Source organism: Pantoea sp. Ae19-2 (assembly GCF_059801205.1).
Genome location: NZ_JBCHWE010000001.1, coordinates 4238810 through 4256705, shown reverse-complemented (window position 1 = coordinate 4256705; position 17896 = coordinate 4238810). Strand labels below are relative to the sequence as shown.

The following is a 17896-nucleotide window of genomic DNA, read 5'->3' as shown; positions in this document are numbered from 1 at the left end:
ACTCACTCTCCGTGTTACGCCTGACCAGTCACTCAGCGCCACTGGTCACCTGTTGAGGGAAGGCGGCGCGCCAGGCATCAAACCCGCCATCAATACTGTAAGCAGTGGTAAATCCTTGGGCGTGCAGATAATCCGCTGCACTTTTACTGCTGTTGCCGTGATAGCACATTACCAGCACCGGCAGGCTTGTATCGGTTGAACTGATAAAATCATTAAGGTTGTTATTCGATAAATGCAAGGCGCCGTTGGCATGACCAAGAGCAAAACTTTGCGCATCGCGGATATCCACCATTACTGCGCCTTGTGCCAGCCGCTGTTGAGCCTGATGAACATCAATACATTGGTAAGTTTCCATGGTGTCTCTCATAACATCATCAAAATGACGTCTAGTGTAACCTGATAATCCTCGCCAATAACCTGACAATCACTACGGCTATTCACCTTTGCGCCCAGATAATGTTATCCATATCACGCAAAATTGTTTTTAGGTGGTTAAATACTGGCATCAATGTTGGTTTGCGATTATGATTATGCTCGAAAACGAACATAAGTGAACTATTCCGAACATCGGAGGAGACAACGTGGAAACCAAAGACCTGATCGTTATCGGCGGCGGCATCAACGGTGCTGGCATCGCAGCAGACGCTGCAGGACGCGGACTGTCGGTGTTAATGCTAGAGGCGCGGGACCTGGCTTGCGCGACCTCTTCCGCCAGCTCAAAGCTGATTCACGGTGGCCTGCGCTACCTTGAACATTATGAATTCCGTCTGGTGAGCGAAGCGCTGGCCGAGCGCGAAGTGCTGTTAAAGATGGCACCCCATATCGCATTCCCAATGCGCTTTCGCTTACCACACCGCCCGCATCTGCGTCCGGCGTGGATGATCCGTACTGGCCTGTTTATGTACGATCACCTGGGCAAGCGCACGAGCCTGCCGGGCAGTAAAAGCCTGAGCTTTGGTGCAGAGTCTGCACTTAAGCCTGAAATTAAGCGCGGTTTTGAGTATTCCGACTGCTGGGTGGACGATGCCCGAATGGTGGTACTCAATGCGCAGGAAGTGGTTAAACATGGTGGTGAGGTGCGTACCCGCACTCGCGTGACTCGCGCATGGCGTGAGAACGGCCTGTGGATGGTAGAAGCTGAGGATATCGACAGCGGCAAAACCTTCACCTGGCAGGCCAAAGGCCTGGTCAACGCCGCCGGTCCATGGGTTAAGCAGTTCTTCGACGATGGCCTGGAGCTGAAATCGCCTTACGGTATTCGCCTGATCAAAGGCAGCCATATTGTGGTGCCGCGCGTTCACAATGAGAAGCAGGCTTATATCCTGCAAAACGAAGATAACCGTATTGTGTTTGTTATTCCGTGGATGGATGAGTTTTCTATCATCGGCACCACCGACGTGGAATACAAAGGCGATCCGAAAAGCGTCGCTATTGATGATAATGAAATCGACTACATCCTGAAGGTGTACAACGGCCATTTCAAAAAGCAGCTGACGCCTGACGACATTGTGTGGACCTATTCCGGCGTGCGTCCGCTTTGTGATGACGAGTCCGATTCGCCGCAGGCGATCACTCGCGATTACACCCTGGATGTCCGCGATGACAACGGTCAGACGCCGCTGTTGTCCGTTTTCGGTGGTAAATTAACGACTTACCGTAAACTGGCCGAGCATGCGCTGGAGAAGCTGTCGAAGTATTATCCTGATGCGGGCGCAGCATGGACTAAAAACTGCGTGCTGCCCGGCGGTAATATTTCCGGCAGCAGCGACGATTACGCTGCCAGCCTGCGCCGCCGTTACCCGTTCATTACTGAAAACATGGCACGTCACTACGCCCGCACTTACGGTAGCAGCACCGAAGTGCTGCTTAAAGACGCGACATCGCTGGAAGACCTGGGTGAAAACTTCGGTCATGAGTTTTATGAGGCGGAGTTACGTTACCTTGTGCAGCATGAGTGGGTGCGTGAAGTGGATGATGCTATCTGGCGCCGTACCAAGCAAGGTATGTGGCTGAACGAAGCCCAGCAGGCACGCATTGCCGAATGGCTGGCGGCTAAGGCGAAGCCTACGCTGTCGCTGGCATCGTAGTCGCGCGTCAGCGCTGAAAGCGCGGTGCAACAGGTTGCGGCCTGTTGTGCCGCTTTTTTTTGCCTTAGCGGCGGCGTGTCAAGGTTCATTGCATGAACGTGGCTTTTGGTTGGTTGCCTGAGCGGCATCCAGTTATGTAACTCTGAGAAGGTTTCGCTCGCCAGGCGGCGGGCAGTTTCAGTCCGCCCCGTGCGGGCGACCGACAAGGGGCCGCCAGTCGCCGCGGCCCCTTGACCCCCGGCTCCCGTCCTGCCCACCCGCCGCTGCGCGGTGCCTTCGCTGCTTCAGGATTTCTGCCGGACCGCCCGGACGCGCCATCCCTGGCGCGGCCTGACTTTCGCCGACGTCCTGTCGGCTCATCCGGAAATCCTGCATCCGCTCAGCGGTACGGGAAGGCCGGCCCAACTCCCCCGCTTTGATAACTGTGTGAAAACCAATGCCTGTATCGCTTCAGATGTCAGAAAACATCGCTTCAGATGCCAGAAAAGCATCACAGCTTATTGCTGTTCATTTTTTCATTTTCGTCAGGCCTTCCTGTCTTCAGTTCTGATTGCGCATGTTCACAACAAGCAGGCAAAGCAGGCCTTTGGGAAAAATATACGCCCTCACAGGCGAGGGTTTGCTCGAGGCATCCGCCGCGCTGAGGAGAGAACGGAGGCTAGGACGGCGCGGCATGGAAGCCGCGACGAGGACGGCTGCGCCAAGGATGGCGCATCCGGACGGTCCGTCAGGCCACAGTGAATGACGAAGGAACAGCGGCGGCTGCCGGACGCCGGGATTGTTAAGGGGCTGGCGCGAGCCCCTTAACCCGACCGCCTGCACGGACAGGCTGAAACTCCCCGGCGCCTGGCGGGCGGAACCTGCTCAGAGCATAACGGTATGCTCACCGCCTCACAGGCAGAGCCAAACCCAATGATGAATAAGCCCTCACAGGCAGGGGTTTTCCGGAGGCATACGCCGCGCTGAGGAGAGAACGGAGGCCAGGACGGCGCGGCACGGAAGCCGCGACGAGGACGGCTGCGCCAGGGATGGCGCATCCGGACGGTCCGTCAGGCCGCAGTGAGTGACGAAGGTACAGCGGCGGCTGCCGGACGCCGGGATTGTTAAGGGGCTGGCGCGAGCCCCTTAACCCGACCGCCTGCACGGACAGGCTGAAACTCCCCGGTGCCTGGCGGGCGGAACCTGCTCAGAGCATAACGGTATGCTCACCGCCTCACAGGCAGAGCCAAACCCAATGAGGAATAAGCCCTCACAGGCGGGGGTTTTCAGAAGGCATCCGCCGCGCTGAGGAGAGAACGAAGGCCAGGACGTCGCGGCACGGAAGCCGCGACGAGGACGGCTGCGCCAGGGATGGCGCATCCGGACGGTCCGTCAGGCCGCAGTGAGTGACGAAGGTACAGCGGCGGCTGCTGCCGGACGCCGGGATTGTTAAGGGGCTGGCGCGAGCCCCTTAACCCGACCGCCTGCACGGACAGGCTGAAACTCCCCGGCGCCTGGCGGGCGGAACCTGCTCAATGCAAGACCGTGCCCCCACACCTGCCAGGTGCACAACCGTTGCGGGGGGAACCTGCTCAGAGCAGAAACGTTACCGCCAAACTACAACCTTACCGGCGAAATATTCCAAATCTCATCCGCATATTCCTGAATCGTACGGTCAGACGAGAAATAGCCCATGCCAGCAATGTTCATAGCCGCCCGGTGCTGCCAGACATCCGGCTGGCGATACAGTTCATCAACCTTATCCTGCGTATCCACATAGCTGCGGTAATCTGCCAACAGCTGATAGTGATCGCCGAAGTTGACCAGCAGGTCGAACAGATTACGGTAACGGCCGGGATCCTGCGGACTAAAGACGCCTGAGGCCAACTGAGTCAGCACCTGATGCAACTCTGCATCTTCTTCATAGTATTTACGCGGGTTATAACCTGCTTTACGCAAGGCTTCGACCTGCGGCGTTGTGTTACCAAAAATGAAGATGTTCTCTTTACCCACATGCTCCAGCATTTCAACGTTGGCCCCGTCCAGCGTGCCGATAGTCAACGCGCCGTTGAGCGCAAATTTCATATTACTGGTACCCGATGCTTCGGTACCTGCCGTTGAAATCTGCTCAGAGAGATCGGCAGCAGGAATAATAATCTGCGCCAGACTCACGCTGTAGTTAGGAATAAATACGACCTTGAGTTTGTTTTTAACCTGAGGATCGTTGTTGATGACCTTAGCCACATCGTTAATCAGATGAATAATGTGCTTGGCAACGTAGTAAGCGGACGCGGCTTTACCTGCAAAAATGTTAACACGCGGCACCCACTCGGCGTCCGGATCGGCTTTGATGCGGTTGTAGCGCGTAATCACGTGCAAAACGTTAAGCAACTGGCGCTTGTACTCATGGATGCGCTTAATCTGTACGTCAAACAGCGCGTTAGGATCGATAACGACATCCAGATTCTTCGCCACCCAGATCGCCAGACGTTTTTTGTTTTCCAGCTTGGCTTCGGCCACTTTCTCAATAAACGCAGGATAATCAACACAGCTTTTGAGTTCACTGAGCTGGCTTAGATCGGTGCGCCAGTTACGGCCAATTTGTTCGTCCAGTAATTCTGACAGTGGCGGATTAGCCAGCGCCAGCCAGCGACGTGGCGTTACGCCGTTGGTTTTGTTACAGAATCGGCCTGGGAACAGCCGCGAGAAATCGGCAAACAGGGACTGAACCATCAGGTTCGAGTGCAGTTCAGAAACGCCGTTAACCTTATGACTGACAACAACAGCCAGCCAGGCCATACGTACCCGACGCCCGTCGTTCTCGTCGATGATCGAAATACGCGACAGCAGATCCCAGTCGTCTGGATAGTATTCCTGAATCGTTTTAAGGAAAAAGTCGTTGATTTCAAAGATGATGCTCAGATGACGCGGCAGGATCTTACCGATCATATCTACCGGCCAGGTTTCCAGGGCTTCAGTCATTAACGTGTGGTTGGTGTAAGAGAACACCTGGCAGCACACATCAAACGCATCATCCCAGGTGAATTTATGCTCATCAATCAACAACCGCATCAGCTCAGGAATCGCTAACACCGGATGTGTGTCATTAAGGTGAATGGCGATTTTATCAGCCAGATTGTTCCAGGTGCGGTGCATCATCCAGTGGCGATTCAGGATATCCTGCACGGTAGCTGACACCAGGAAGTACTCCTGACGCAAACGAAGCTCACGCCCGGAATAGGTCGAGTCATCGGGATAAAGCACGCGCGACACGTTTTCTGAGTGGTTTTTATCTTCCACAGCCGCAAAATAGTCACCCTGGTTGAATTTACCCAGGTTGATTTCGTTACTGGCCTGCGCGCCCCACAAACGTAACGTATTGGTCGAGTCAGTGTCGTAGCCAGGGATAATTTGATCGTAGGCCATAGCGAGAATTTCTTCGGTTTCCAGCCAGCGCACTTTGGCACCTTCGTGCTGAACGCGGCCACCGAAGCGAACTTTATAACGGGTGTTAAAGCGCTGAAACTCCCACGGGTTACCGTATTCCAGCCAGTAATCCGGAGACTCTTTCTGCTCGCCGTCCACAATATTTTGTTTGAACATGCCGTAATCATAGCGGATGCCGTAGCCGCGTCCGGGCATGCCCAGCGTAGCCAGAGAATCCAGGAAGCAGGCGGCAAGACGGCCTAAACCCCCGTTGCCCAGGCCGGGATCGTTCTCTTCTTCCATGAGTTCGGCCAGATCGAGGCCCATTTCGTCCAGTGCCAGATTGAGATCGTCGTAGATCCCCATGGCCAGTAGCGCATTGCCCAACGTGCGGCCCATCAGGAATTCCATCGACAGGTAATAAACCTGACGCACATCCTGGGAAAGTTGAGCACGATTAGAACGCAGCCAGCGCTCTACCATGCGATCGCGCACGGCAAGCAACGCGGCGTTGAGCCATTCATGTTTGTTCGCAATCGAAGGGTCTTTACCAATGGTGAACATCAGTTTGTAAGCGATTGAGTGCTTTAAGGCATCAACCGTCAACGTAGGTGAAGCGTAAGTGAATGGTGTATTCATTTTCTGTTTCCCAATCCGTTACAACAAACGTTGGTAAAGATCGCGGTAGGCTTGAGCGGCAACCTGCCAGCTAAAGTCCATTCCCATCGCCTGACGCTGCACATAACGCCACAGTGAAGGACGAGACCACAACACAAAAGCACGACGAATGGCCCTTAATAAGGACCAGGCATTACTGTCTTCGAAACTGAACCCACTGGCAATGCCATCCGCTAAATTTTCTAGCGAACTGTCGTTGACCGTATCCGCCAGCCCGCCCGTGCGGCGGACCAGTGGCAGCGTGCCGTATTTCAGTCCATAGAGCTGTGTCAGGCCGCAAGGCTCAAAACGGCTCGGTACCATAATGACATCGGCCCCACCAACGATGCGATGCGAGAATGCCTCGTGGTAGCCAATCTGCACGCCCACGCTGCCGGGATGTTCGGCGGCGGCGGCCAGAAAGCCCTGCTGCAGCTCAGCATCACCCTGTCCTAACAGCACCAGCTGTCCGCCCTGCGCCAGTAAACCCGGCAGCGCTTCCAGCACCAGATCCAGCCCTTTTTGCCGGGTCAGGCGGCTGATCACGGCAAACACCGGTGCTTTATCGTCAACCTTCAGTCCCATCGCAACCTGCAGCTGGCGCTTGTTTTCCGCTTTAGCTTCCAGCGTATCCCGGTTGTAGCGGGAGCTCAGCAACAGATCGTGAGAAGGATCCCAAATAGCCGGGTCCACGCCGTTCAGAACGCCGCTCAGGCGACCTTCACGCATACGCTGTGCCAGCAACGTTTCCATGCCATAGCCGTACTCTGGCGTCGTAATTTCACGCGCGTAAGTTGGGCTGACTGCCGTCACGTGGTCGGCGTAGAACAAGCCGGCCTTCAGGTAAGAGATCTGGCCAAAGAACTCCAGACCAAACATGTTAAAAAACGATTGTGGCAGCTGAATCTGATCCAAATGGTGCGCCGAAAAAAGCCCCTGATAAGCCAGGTTATGCACGGTGAAGACAGACTTAGCCGGACGGCCACGCGCCTCCAGATAAGCACACGTCAGACCCGCATGCCAGTCGTGTGCATGAACAATATCCGGTCGCCAGTAGCTATCCAGCCCGCAGCCTAACTCACAGCCCATCCACCCCAGTAAAGCAAAGCGCAAATAGTTGTCGACGTAGGCAAACTGCGATTCATCATGATAAGGACTGCCCGGCCGATCGTAGAGATCGGGAGCGTCGATAAGATAGATACCTACCCCATCGAATCGCCCAAAAAGCAGGCGCACCGGACCGGCAAAGGTTTGCAGTTCCGCAACCACCTGCGTATCGGGTATTCCTTTACGTAATGCAGGAAACGCGGGTAACAACACACGCGTATCTGTTCCACCCGCAATTTGTGCCTGAGGTAATGCTCCGACTACATCAGCCAGCCCGCCCGTTTTCAGCAGCGGGAAAAGTTCTGAACAGACATGTAAAACCTGCATCCTCGACCTCATTAAGTTACCAGGCACGATCCTCGTGCCGATGGGTTGTGTGCCGCTTGTCGTTTATGATCCCGCGCTATTTAGTTTGGCCAGCATGGCGCGCGTAACCAGTACAATGCCTTCTTCTGAACGGAAAAACCGGCGGCTGTCTTCATCAGGGTTTTCACCAATCACCATCCCTTCTGGCAGCACACAGGCGCGGTCAATGACGCAGCGGCGCAGACGACAGGATCGGCCGACTACCACATCAGGTAGCAGTACCGTTGAATCGATATTGCAAAATGAGTTCACCCGCACGCGGGAAAACATGACCGAATTCACCACCACCGATCCCGAGATAATGCAGCCACCGGAGACCAGTGAGTTCATCGTCATACCATGGCTGCCGGAACGGTCCTGAACAAACTTTGCCGGTGGCAAAGGTTCCATGTGCGTCCGAATCGGCCAGGTGCTGTCGTACATGTCCAGCTCGGGTGTAACAGAGGCTAAATCAAGGTTGGCGCGCCAGTAGGCTTCCAGCGTACCCACATCCCGCCAGTAGGGCGGTGCCTCGTGATCGTTTTGCACACAAGAGATCGCAAACGAATGGGCGTAGCCCTCTCCACTCGCGACCACTTTTGGCAGAATATCTTTGCCGAAATCGTGGCTTGAACCTGCTTCATGCAGGTCGGCTTCCAGCAAGCCATAGAGGTATTCGGCGTCGAAGACATAAATTCCCATACTGGCCAGCGATTTGGTGTCATCGCCCGGCATTGTCGGTGGCTTCGGCGGCTTCTCTACGAAATCGATTACTTTATTGTTTTCGTCGACGGCCATCACACCAAATGCGGTCGCCTCATGCACCGGCACGGGCAGACAGGCGATGGTGCATCGCGCATCGTTCAGCACGTGGTCCAGCAACATCCTTGAGTAATCCATCTTATAGATATGATCACCGGCCAGGATGACGACGTACTGCGCGCCATAGCGTCGGATAACGTCAAGGTTCTGTGTTACTGCATCCGCTGTTCCGCGATACCATTGCTCCGTCGAGAAGCGCTGCTGCGCAGGTAGCAGGTCAACAAATTCATTCATCTCTTCGTTGAAGATAGACCAACCACGCTGAATATGTTGAGTTAACGTATGAGACTGGTATTGCGTAATGACCCCAATGCGGCGAATCCCTGAGTTCACACAGTTGGAAAGTGCAAAGTCGATAATGCGGAATTTGCCACCAAAGTGAACGGCGGGCTTGGCACGCTTAGCGGTAAGATCGACCAGACGCGTACCGCGTCCACCAGCCAGTACAAGGGCAACGGTTTGTGTAGGGAGCTGGCGCGCCAGCATGAGATGTTCTGCTCTTTCTAATTTGACCATGTCTGACTCCTTATCATTGCTTTTGGAACACACACACAGCGTGTGCGGGACCATGCCAGACAGTTAACCGGATGGGGTGACATTCCCCGGTGAAAGGAGGAAGGACGTGCCATTCTCCGTCTGGTAAGGCGATATCACATATCGAATCTGTCGCATTTATTGTTATTAACCAGCGGTCTGAAAGCAGAATCTGCAGGCTACACATGCCCTGCTTCCAGCCAGCTTCATCTACGGGATTACCCTGGGCGTCCAGCCACTGGACATTGCCGTCATCGTTCTGCCACCAGCGATCTGCTGTGAGTGCAGGAATTCGCTTGCGCAGTTGAATCAGCGACGCCGTAAAATCGACCAGCGCTTTTTCGTCATCGTGCCAGTTGAGCCAGCTCAGAGGATTGTCCTGGCAATACGCATTGTTATTGCCCTGCTGACTTTGACCCCGTTCGTCTCCCGCCAGCAGCATGGGCGTTCCCTGAGAAAGCAGCAGCGTGGTCAGCAGCCCTTGCATGCTGCGGCGCCGGCGCTGCGCCACCTCCGCACTGCTCTCCAGACCTTCTGTACCATGATTGTGGCTATAGTTGTTACCGTGCCCGTCACGGTTTTCTTCACCGTTAACTTCGTTATGTTTATTGTTGAAACTCACGAGGTCGCGTAGGGTAAAACCATCGTGAGCGGTAATCAGATTGATGGTCGCGTGCGGCCTGCGATCGTCATGCTGAAAAAGGTCGCTTGACGCGGCAAACCGGCAGGCAAATTCCCCCAGGCTGACGTCACCATGCAGCCATGCGCGCCGGGTCGTATCGCGAAATTGATCGTTCCATTCTGCAAAGGGCGCAGGAAAATTGCCTACCTGATAACCACCTGGACCGATATCCCAGGGCTCGGCGATCAGTTTGACTTTTGACAGTATCGGACAGGCGCGGATGGCCTCAAACAGAGCCGCATCGCGGTGATAATCCGGTTCGCGACCCAGCACCGGCGCAAGATCAAAGCGGAAACCATCGACGTGACAGACGCGCACCCAGTAGCGCAGCGCCTCCAGCGTCCAGTTCATTACCTGCGGATGGTTGAGGTTCAGGGTATTGCCGCAGCCGGTCCAGTTGTGATAATCGCCCTGTTCGTCCAGCCAGTAATAGCTGGCGTTATCAATGCCGCGAAAGGAAAGCGTCGGTCCGGTGTCATCCAGTTCCGCCGTGTGGTTAAACACCACATCCAGCAACACCTCAATCCCGGCAGCGTGCAGACGCTTTACCGCCTGCTGAAACTCTTGCAGAGGAGACAGGCCATCCTGACCCGATGCATAGCGGGGATCGACAGCCCAGAGGGCAAAGGGGTTATAACCCCAGTAGTTAGTCAGTCCCAGGCGCAGCAGGCGAGGCTCGCTGGCGAACTGCGCAATGGGCAGGAGCTCAATGGCGGTGATGCCCATTTTCAGCAGGTAATCCACCATCACCGGATGGCCCAGAGCAGCATAGGTGCCGCGCAGGGGTTCGGGAATGCCGGGATGCAGCTGCGTCAGACCGCGGACATGCGCTTCGTAAATGACGCTATCGCCCCACGACGTGCGCGGCGGCACATCCCCTTGCCAGTCGAAATCGTCCGTCACGACAATGCTCTTGGGAGCGAGGGCGGCGTTATCACGACCATCAGGCTCGCCATACCCGCAGTGAAAGCGCGGATCGTCGGGGACATCGCCCTGCACTGCTCTGGCGCAGGGATCGATTAACAGTTTGGCAGGATTAAAAAAGTGCCCCTGCTGGGGCGCCCACGGCCCGTGTACCCGATAGCCATAACGCTGTCCGGGCTTGAGTCCGGGCAGATAGCCGTGCCAGATATCGCCGCTTCGCTCAGTGAGTTCAACGCGCTGCTCAAGGCCGTTCTCATCGAACAGGCACAGTTCAACACGCTCAGCGTGATGGGAAAACAGCGTAAAATTGACCCCTTTCCCATCGTAGCTGGCACCCAGCGGTTGGGGATGTCCGGCACGTAATATCATTCCCCCTCCCGCACGAACCATACCGTCGCCAGTGGCGGTAAATTCAGGCTCAGCGATTGCGGGCGGCCATGACTTTCCTGCTGATCGGTGTGCACCAGATGATTGCGCACGTCGCTGCCGTGGTATTCATGCTGGTCGGTATTAAGCACTTCGCGCCAGCTGCCCGCCTGGTTCACGCCGAAGCGATAGCCCGGACGCGGGACAGGGGTAAAGTTGCTGACAATAATCACTTCATTGCCATCGCGGTCGCGACGTACAAACGCAAAGACGGAATGCTCTGCATCATCAACAACCAGCCACTCAAACCCCGATGGATCGAAATCAAGCTGATGCAGGGAGGTGTAATGCTGATAGGTATGGTTCAGATCGCGCACCAGACGCTGAACGCCGTGATGCCAGTTGTCCTCACCTTCAAGCAGGTGCCAGTCAAGGCTGACATCGTGATTCCACTCTTTGCCCTGCGCAAATTCGTTGCCCATGAATAACAGCTTCTTACCCGGAAACGCCCACATCCAGCCGTAGTAGGCACGCAGGTTAGCGAATTTTTGCCAGGCATCTCCCGGCATGCGATCAAGAATAGAGCGTTTTCCGTGCACCACTTCATCGTGCGACAGCGGCAGGACGAAGTTTTCGCTGTAGTTGTACATGATGCCAAAGCTCATCAGATTATGATGGTAGCGGCGATGTACCGGGTCGAGTTTCATATAGTCCAGCGTGTCATGCATCCAGCCCAGGTTCCATTTGTACCAGAACCCCAGGCCGCCACCTTCAGGCGGTCGTGAAACACCAGGATAGTCTGTGGACTCTTCAGCCATCGTCACTGAACCTGGGGCGACATGTCCCAAAGTACGGTTGGTATAGCGCAGGAAATTAATGGCTTCGAGATTTTCGCGACCACCGTATTGATTGGGGATCCACTCGCCTTCGGCGCGGCTGTAATCACGATAGATCATTGAAGCCACCGCATCGACACGCAGGCCATCAATACCGAAGCGCTCCATCCAGTACAGTGCATTGCCTGCCAGGAAGTTACTGACTTCCCGACGGCCAAAGTTGTAAATCAGCGTATTCCAGTCCTGATGGTAACCTTCACGCGGATCGCTGTGCTCATACAGTTCGGTGCCATCAAACTTTGCCAGACCAAAATCATCGCTCGGGAAATGGCCTGGCACCCAGTCCAGTAACACATTCAGCCCTGCCGCATGGGCGCTGTCGATAAAGTAGCGGAAATCATCACGGGTACCGAAACGGCGGGTGGGCGCATACATACCGAGCGGCTGATAACCCCAACTGCCGTCAAACGGATGTTCGTTAATGGGCAGCAGCTCGATATGGGTAAACCCCATCTCTTTAACGTAAGGCACCAGCTGCTCAGCCAGCTCTTTGTAACTGAGCCAGAAGTTGTCATCAGTATGGCGACGCCACGATCCCAGATGCACTTCGTAGATAGAGATGGGTTTATCAAACTCATTTGCCGCCTTGCGTGAGGCCGACATCTCCACTTTTTCGGGCAGGCCGCAAATCATTGATGCGGTTTGCGGACGCATTTGTGCTTCAAACGCTAAAGGATCGGCCTTGATACGGAGCTGTCCATGGGCATCGATGATTTCAAATTTATAGAGTTGCCCGTTAACAGCGCCAGGAACAAACAGCTCCCAGACGCCCATTTCCTGACGCAGACGCATCGGATGACGACGGCCGTCCCAAAAGTTGAAATCACCGACAACCGATACGCGGCGTGCGTTAGGTGCCCAGACACAAAAACGCGTACCAATCACACCATCAATGACGTCGCCGTGGGCGCCCAGCGTTTCATAGGGCCGCAGGTGCGTGCCTTCTGCCAGCAGCCACAAGTCCATCTCTTGCAACAAAGGGCCAAAGCGGTAGGCATCATCAATGAGGTTCTGCTGGCCGTGCCAGTTAACCGCCAGTTGATAGCGAAACGGATTTTTACGACGAGGAACGACGCCACTGAAAAAACCACGAGAATCATCACACTTCAGTTGGACCAGTTTGCGTCCTGTTGAGGTTTCAATGACCCAGACTTCCAGGGCTTCCGGAAGCAGCGCACGCACTTCAAGACCATTTTCGGTTTTATGCATCCCCAGCAGTGAAAAGGGGTCGGAATAATTACCCGCAAAAAGGGCATTGATCGCCTGGCGATCGGGTAGCTCTGACATGACTTTCTTCCTGTGATAGTTGGCAGGCGAAAAGACCACGACGTCGTGTTATCGCAGGTCTGTTGCGCTGCTCTTCATTGAGCCATGAGTACAGCGGCGTGGGTGTCAAAACGAAACGCTCCTCACCACGCGCCTCCTTAAATCACAACCAGTTAGCATCAAGCCTGTCTGCTCAATGCAAAGCCCGTAGTACCGCCAGATGCCCATCCGGCAAGCCTCCAGACATTAAATAACTTTTACTTTCACGTGCAAGCCGGCCCTGGCTAAAAAAGGCAGTCATCACCTACATCATCTGATGTAAGGCCGTTTTTAAGAGAGAACACCCGCCTTTTATTTTTGCGAACCGCCCCGCAAAAAATTAAATTATATTAATGTATAACAGATTCGCGTTTCATCTTATTTAATAAAAACCGGCCACTTTTCGCTAAGAGCCCGCCATTCCGCTTAAGCCGTTCTTTTTTTCGGAAAGACCGGCCGGGAGGAGGACGTTTTACCGCCCCGCTGCTGCACCGCGTATCTCAGGCGCAGCCGGGTTTTAACGCAGAGCGAAGCCGCCAGCATCGCGGGTTAAGCGCTGCCAGTCAGATATGATTTATCCGCCTCATCGGTTGGATGGACATCGGTGAAAAACAGTGCCAGTACGTTCCTCGAAAAAATGTCTTTCCCATCTACAACAACCATTTAGTTAATAAAGTAAAACAGTTAACTCGCGGCGCACCCTTGTTAAATCATAGCTTGATGACAGCGGTTATAAGAGCAGATAAGCAAAAATTTATTTCTGGACAGGCAAAAAGGGGAAGCGGATCACTTAGCGATCGTAACAGTAGAACAATTTGCAGTGAATTGTGGGAATAAGACCGGACAAGTCCGGTCTTTTGATGCTTTCAGATTTAGTCGATGAGCAAACGCAACATGCGACGCAGCGGCTCGGCAGCGCCCCAAAGGAGCTGATCGCCGACAGTAAAGGCAGAAAGATATTCTGGCCCCATATTCAACTTGCGGAGACGTCCTACCGGTGTATTCAGCGTACCGGTCACGGCGGCTGGGGTGAGTTCACGCAGGGTGAGTTCACGATCGTTAGGCACCACTTTCACCCATTCATTGTGGGAAGCCAGCAGTTGCTCAATTTCCGCCAGCGGCAGGTCTTTTTTAAGCTTAAGCGTAAAGGCCTGGCTGTGGCAGCGCAGCGCGCCCACGCGGACGCACAGCCCGTCAACCGGAATGACGCGCGGGGTCGCCAGAATTTTGTTAGTTTCGGCCTGACCTTTCCACTCTTCGCGGCTCTGACCGTTTTCGAGTTGCTTGTCGATCCACGGAATCAGGCTGCCCGCCAACGGCACGCCAAAGTTATCCGTTGGCAGCGTACCAGAGCGGGTGAAATCCGTTACGCTTCGCTCAATATCCAGAATCGCCGAAGCCGGGTTTTGCAGAGAAGTCGCCACGTGATCGTGCAACATGCCCATCTGCGTCAGCAGTTCGCGCATATGACGCGCGCCGCCGCCGGATGCAGCCTGATAGGTTGCCACTGAGGCCCATTCCACCAAATCCTGTGCAAACAGACCGCCTAGCGACATTAACATCAGGCTGACGGTGCAGTTACCGCCAACAAAGGTTTTTACGCCGCTGTCGATGCCCTGACGAATAACCTGATGGTTAACCGGATCGAGAATAATGATGGCATCGTCTTTCATACGCAGCGTTGACGCCGCATCGATCCAGTAGCCATTCCAGCCGCTGGCGCGCAGTTTTGGATAGATCTCAGAGGTGTAGTCACCACCCTGACAGGTGATAATGATATCCAGCGCGTTCAACGCCTCAATATCAAAGGCATCCTGCAACGTACCCTGCTGCTTGCCTGCAAACGTCGGGGCCGCTTCACCGTGCTGCGAGGTAGAGAAGAAGACCGGATTGATCACATCAAAATCCCGTTCTTCGCTCATGCGGGACATCAGCACTGAGCCAACCATACCGCGCCAACCAACTAAACCTACATTCTTCATGTCATGTCCGTTTCAGGATGATAAACACCTGACTTTCTTATCGAAGGGAAAAGTGTCGTGGTACTCTCACGCCACTCTGCGTAATAATCAGATCTGCCTGTGATGATTTACTCTACAAAATGCAGCTTTTCTGGCAAGTGAATTAATGTAATCAGGCCAACTTTTTCAGCAACACCGCTAATAACCTGACTTTATCTATAACGAGAAGACGTAAAACGAATGACTGAAATGATCTCGGCAACAATATTATTGTTGTTAATAATGGATCCCTTAGGCAATTTGCCGATTTTTATGTCGGTTTTAAAGCATCTGGAACCGAAACGTCGGCGAGTCGTGCTTATTCGTGAAATGCTGATTGCGCTCATCATCATGTTGCTGTTTTTGTTTACCGGCGAGCGAATTCTGGCCTTTCTCAACCTGCGTACCGAAACCGTGTCCATATCTGGTGGCGTCATCCTGTTTTTAATCGCCATCAAAATGATTTTCCCGTCACCTGAAAGCAGTAGCACGGGCTTACCGGCGGGAGAAGAGCCTTTTCTGGTGCCGCTGGCGATTCCCCTGGTGGCCGGGCCGTCATTGCTGGCGACCCTGATGCTGCTGTCGCATCAGTATCCCAATCAAATGTCGCATCTGGTGGGTGCCCTGCTCATTGCCTGGGGCGTAACGGTCATGATTCTGCTGTTGTCAGGCCTGTTTCTTCGGCTGCTGGGCGATAAGGGCGTTAATGCGCTGGAACGTCTGATGGGATTGATACTGATTATGCTGGCAACGCAGATGTTCTTAGACGGGATTCGCGTGTATCTGAAGTTGTAACCATGGTCGATTGTAACCGGGCAGCCCTGCCCGGTTACAACGCATCAGGAAAGCAGCGTAAAGGCGATCATGCCGACTACGGCACCGACGGTGCCCAAAATGGTCTCCATCAATGTCCACGTCTTTAAGGTTTCCCCTTCCGTGGCGCCGGTAAATCGCCCAAACAACCAGAAACCTGCATCGTTAACATGGCTGATAATAATGGAACCGCCACCGATACAGATGGACAAGGCCGCCAGCTGCGCGCCGTTATAATGCAGTGGCTCAATCACAGGCATGATCAGTCCCACTGTCGTCAAACAGGCGACCGTGGCCGATCCCTGAATCACCCGGACCGCCCCAGACAGAATAAAACAGGCCAGCGCAACGGGCAGCCCGGCACCGGTCAGGGCATTTCCCAACACAGGCCCTACGCCGGAATCGACCAGTACCTGTTTAAAGACGCCGCCCGCACCAATCACCAGCAAAATAATGCCCGCTGGCTGCAGTGCGCTGCCGCAGATCTGCATCACTTTCTCTTTTTCCATGCCCTGACGATAAGCCAGGCCGTAAATAGCCACCAGGCAGGCCAGCAGAATGGCGATAAAAGGATGGCCGATAAATTCCAGCCATTGATAAAGCGCGGTGCCTTCCGTGGTGAAGCGTGCGCCAATGGTTTTTAACCCGACCAGCACGAGAGGAAACAGGATTAACGCCAGGCTAAAACCAAAAGAGGGCAGCTTGTTTTCATCAATATCCGGCTGATGATCTTCAGGAGGCGCGCTGAACGAAACGCGTCTGGCGATAAAATTACCAAACAGCGGCCCGGCAATCAGCATGCCCGGCAGCGCAGCGCACAGGCCGATTAAAATCATCCAGCCAAAATCTGCATGCATCTGAGACGCCAGCAACATGGGCGCAGGCCCCGGCAGCAGAAAGGCCGCGGCGGCCGCCACTCCGGCAAACAGCGGTATCACCAGCTTCACCAGATTATCCCCCGTGCGTCGGGCGACGGCGAAAGCAATGCTGATAAGCAGTACCACGGCAACTTCAAAGAAGAGCGGTAAGGCGCAGATTAGCCCGGCGATTCCCATGGCAAAGTGGGCGCGGTTTTCGCCAAAGGTCTTGAGCATGCGAATCGCAATTTGGTCAACGGCACCGGTTTCATGCAGGATCTTGCCGAACATCGCGCCCAGCGCCACCACAATTGCCAGAAAGCCCAGCGTGCCGCCCATGCCTTTCTGCATGGTTTCGGCGATGTTATCCAGTGGCATACCGGATAACAGCCCGGCCCCGACTGAAACCAGCATCAAGGCAAGAAAGGCATGCATGCGGGCTTTCATCACCAGAAAGAGCAGCAGCAGGACAGAGCCTGCTGCGGTTAAAATAAGTGTTGCGGTATTCATGGCCTAGCCTTGATTAATGGCGTCCTTGATGGTCGCAACCGTCGCCGCCACAACCTCATCCAGCGGGTTCGCGATATCCACGACCAGCACATCTTTTTCATCACTGCCCGGCTCTTCCAGGGTGGCAAACTGCGTCACCAGCATTTGCGGCTTGAAGAAGTGGCCTTTACGCGCCTTCAGACGGGCTTCGATGGTATCGAAATTCCCTTTCAGATACACAAAACGCAGGTTGTCATTGCCCTGACGAAGAATATCGCGGTAATGCTTTTTCAGGGCTGAACAGACGATGATGGAAATGGCCTGGGTGCGTTGCATCGCGAAAGCCGCGTCGTTCAGAGCCTGTAACCAGGGCAGACGATCGTTATCATCCAGTGGATGGCCTTCTGCCATTTTCAGGATATTGGCACGCGGATGAAGAAAATCACCGTCGAGAAACGCGGTGTTCAACTGGTGAGAAACCGGGTTAGCGACAACGGATTTACCGCTGCCTGAAACACCCATCAGAATAAAAACGTGATGTGGCGAAGATTGCGTGGTCATTTTTTACTCCGGCAAGTTCAGTCAGTCTGCCATGTTACCGATAACA

Annotated in this window: 11 protein-coding genes; 2 read left to right on the top strand and 9 right to left on the bottom strand. The window is 54.4% G+C overall.

The window, feature by feature from the left end:
- Positions 1-28 precede the first annotated feature (28 nt).
- Positions 29-355: a thiosulfate sulfurtransferase GlpE gene (gene glpE, locus AAIE03_RS19530; RefSeq protein WP_014604842.1), complete on the bottom strand. Its 327-nt coding sequence runs from the start codon at positions 353-355 to the stop codon at positions 29-31.
- Between the two features lie 226 nt (positions 356-581).
- Here glpE and glpD point away from each other — a divergent pair, with 226 nt between their 5' ends.
- Positions 582-2087 (top strand): glycerol-3-phosphate dehydrogenase, encoded by a 1506-nt coding sequence (gene glpD, locus AAIE03_RS19525; RefSeq protein ID WP_014604841.1) that lies wholly within the window; start codon positions 582-584, stop codon positions 2085-2087.
- A 1596-nt stretch (positions 2088-3683) separates the two neighbouring features.
- Here glpD and glgP read toward each other — a convergent pair.
- The 6 genes from glgP to asd all read right to left on the bottom strand — a co-directional run bounded on the left by glgP (position 3684) and on the right by asd (position 15112).
- Positions 3684-6131, bottom strand: a complete 2448-nt coding sequence (gene glgP / locus AAIE03_RS19520; protein WP_013027535.1) for a glycogen phosphorylase — start codon at positions 6129-6131, stop codon at positions 3684-3686.
- Between the two features lie 18 nt (positions 6132-6149).
- Positions 6150-7583: a glycogen synthase GlgA gene (gene glgA / locus AAIE03_RS19515; RefSeq protein WP_014604840.1), complete on the bottom strand. Its 1434-nt coding sequence runs from the start codon at positions 7581-7583 to the stop codon at positions 6150-6152.
- 63 nt (positions 7584-7646) lie between these two features.
- The gene (gene glgC, locus AAIE03_RS19510) at positions 7647-8939 is read right to left on the bottom strand and encodes a glucose-1-phosphate adenylyltransferase (RefSeq protein ID WP_014604839.1); all 1293 of its coding nucleotides are present in this window, start codon (positions 8937-8939) and stop codon (positions 7647-7649) included.
- Between the two features lie 13 nt (positions 8940-8952).
- Positions 8953-10932 (bottom strand): glycogen debranching protein GlgX, encoded by a 1980-nt coding sequence (glgX, locus tag AAIE03_RS19505; RefSeq protein ID WP_167310104.1) that lies wholly within the window; start codon positions 10930-10932, stop codon positions 8953-8955.
- Positions 10929-13112 (bottom strand): 1,4-alpha-glucan branching enzyme, encoded by a 2184-nt coding sequence (gene glgB / locus AAIE03_RS19500; protein ID WP_015699381.1) that lies wholly within the window; start codon positions 13110-13112, stop codon positions 10929-10931. Before glgB ends, glgX begins: the two co-directional genes overlap by 4 nt.
- A gap of 890 nt (positions 13113-14002) precedes the next feature.
- A complete protein-coding gene (gene asd, locus AAIE03_RS19495; protein WP_013027540.1) occupies positions 14003-15112 on the bottom strand; it encodes an aspartate-semialdehyde dehydrogenase in 1110 nt (369 codons plus the stop codon).
- Between the two features lie 219 nt (positions 15113-15331).
- On the opposite strand from asd, the gene AAIE03_RS19490 reads away from it, so the two are divergent.
- Positions 15332-15925 (top strand): YhgN family NAAT transporter, encoded by a 594-nt coding sequence (locus AAIE03_RS19490; protein WP_006121032.1) that lies wholly within the window; start codon positions 15332-15334, stop codon positions 15923-15925.
- A gap of 44 nt (positions 15926-15969) precedes the next feature.
- Here AAIE03_RS19490 and gntU read toward each other — a convergent pair whose 3' ends face one another.
- Positions 15970-17310, bottom strand: coding sequence for a gluconate transporter (gene gntU / locus AAIE03_RS19485; RefSeq protein WP_013027541.1), 1341 nt, complete (start codon positions 17308-17310; stop codon positions 15970-15972).
- Positions 17311-17313: 3 nt separating this feature from the next.
- Positions 17314-17850 (bottom strand): gluconokinase, encoded by a 537-nt coding sequence (gene gntK / locus AAIE03_RS19480; RefSeq protein WP_498563140.1) that lies wholly within the window; start codon positions 17848-17850, stop codon positions 17314-17316.
- Positions 17851-17896: the final 46 nt, after the last annotated feature.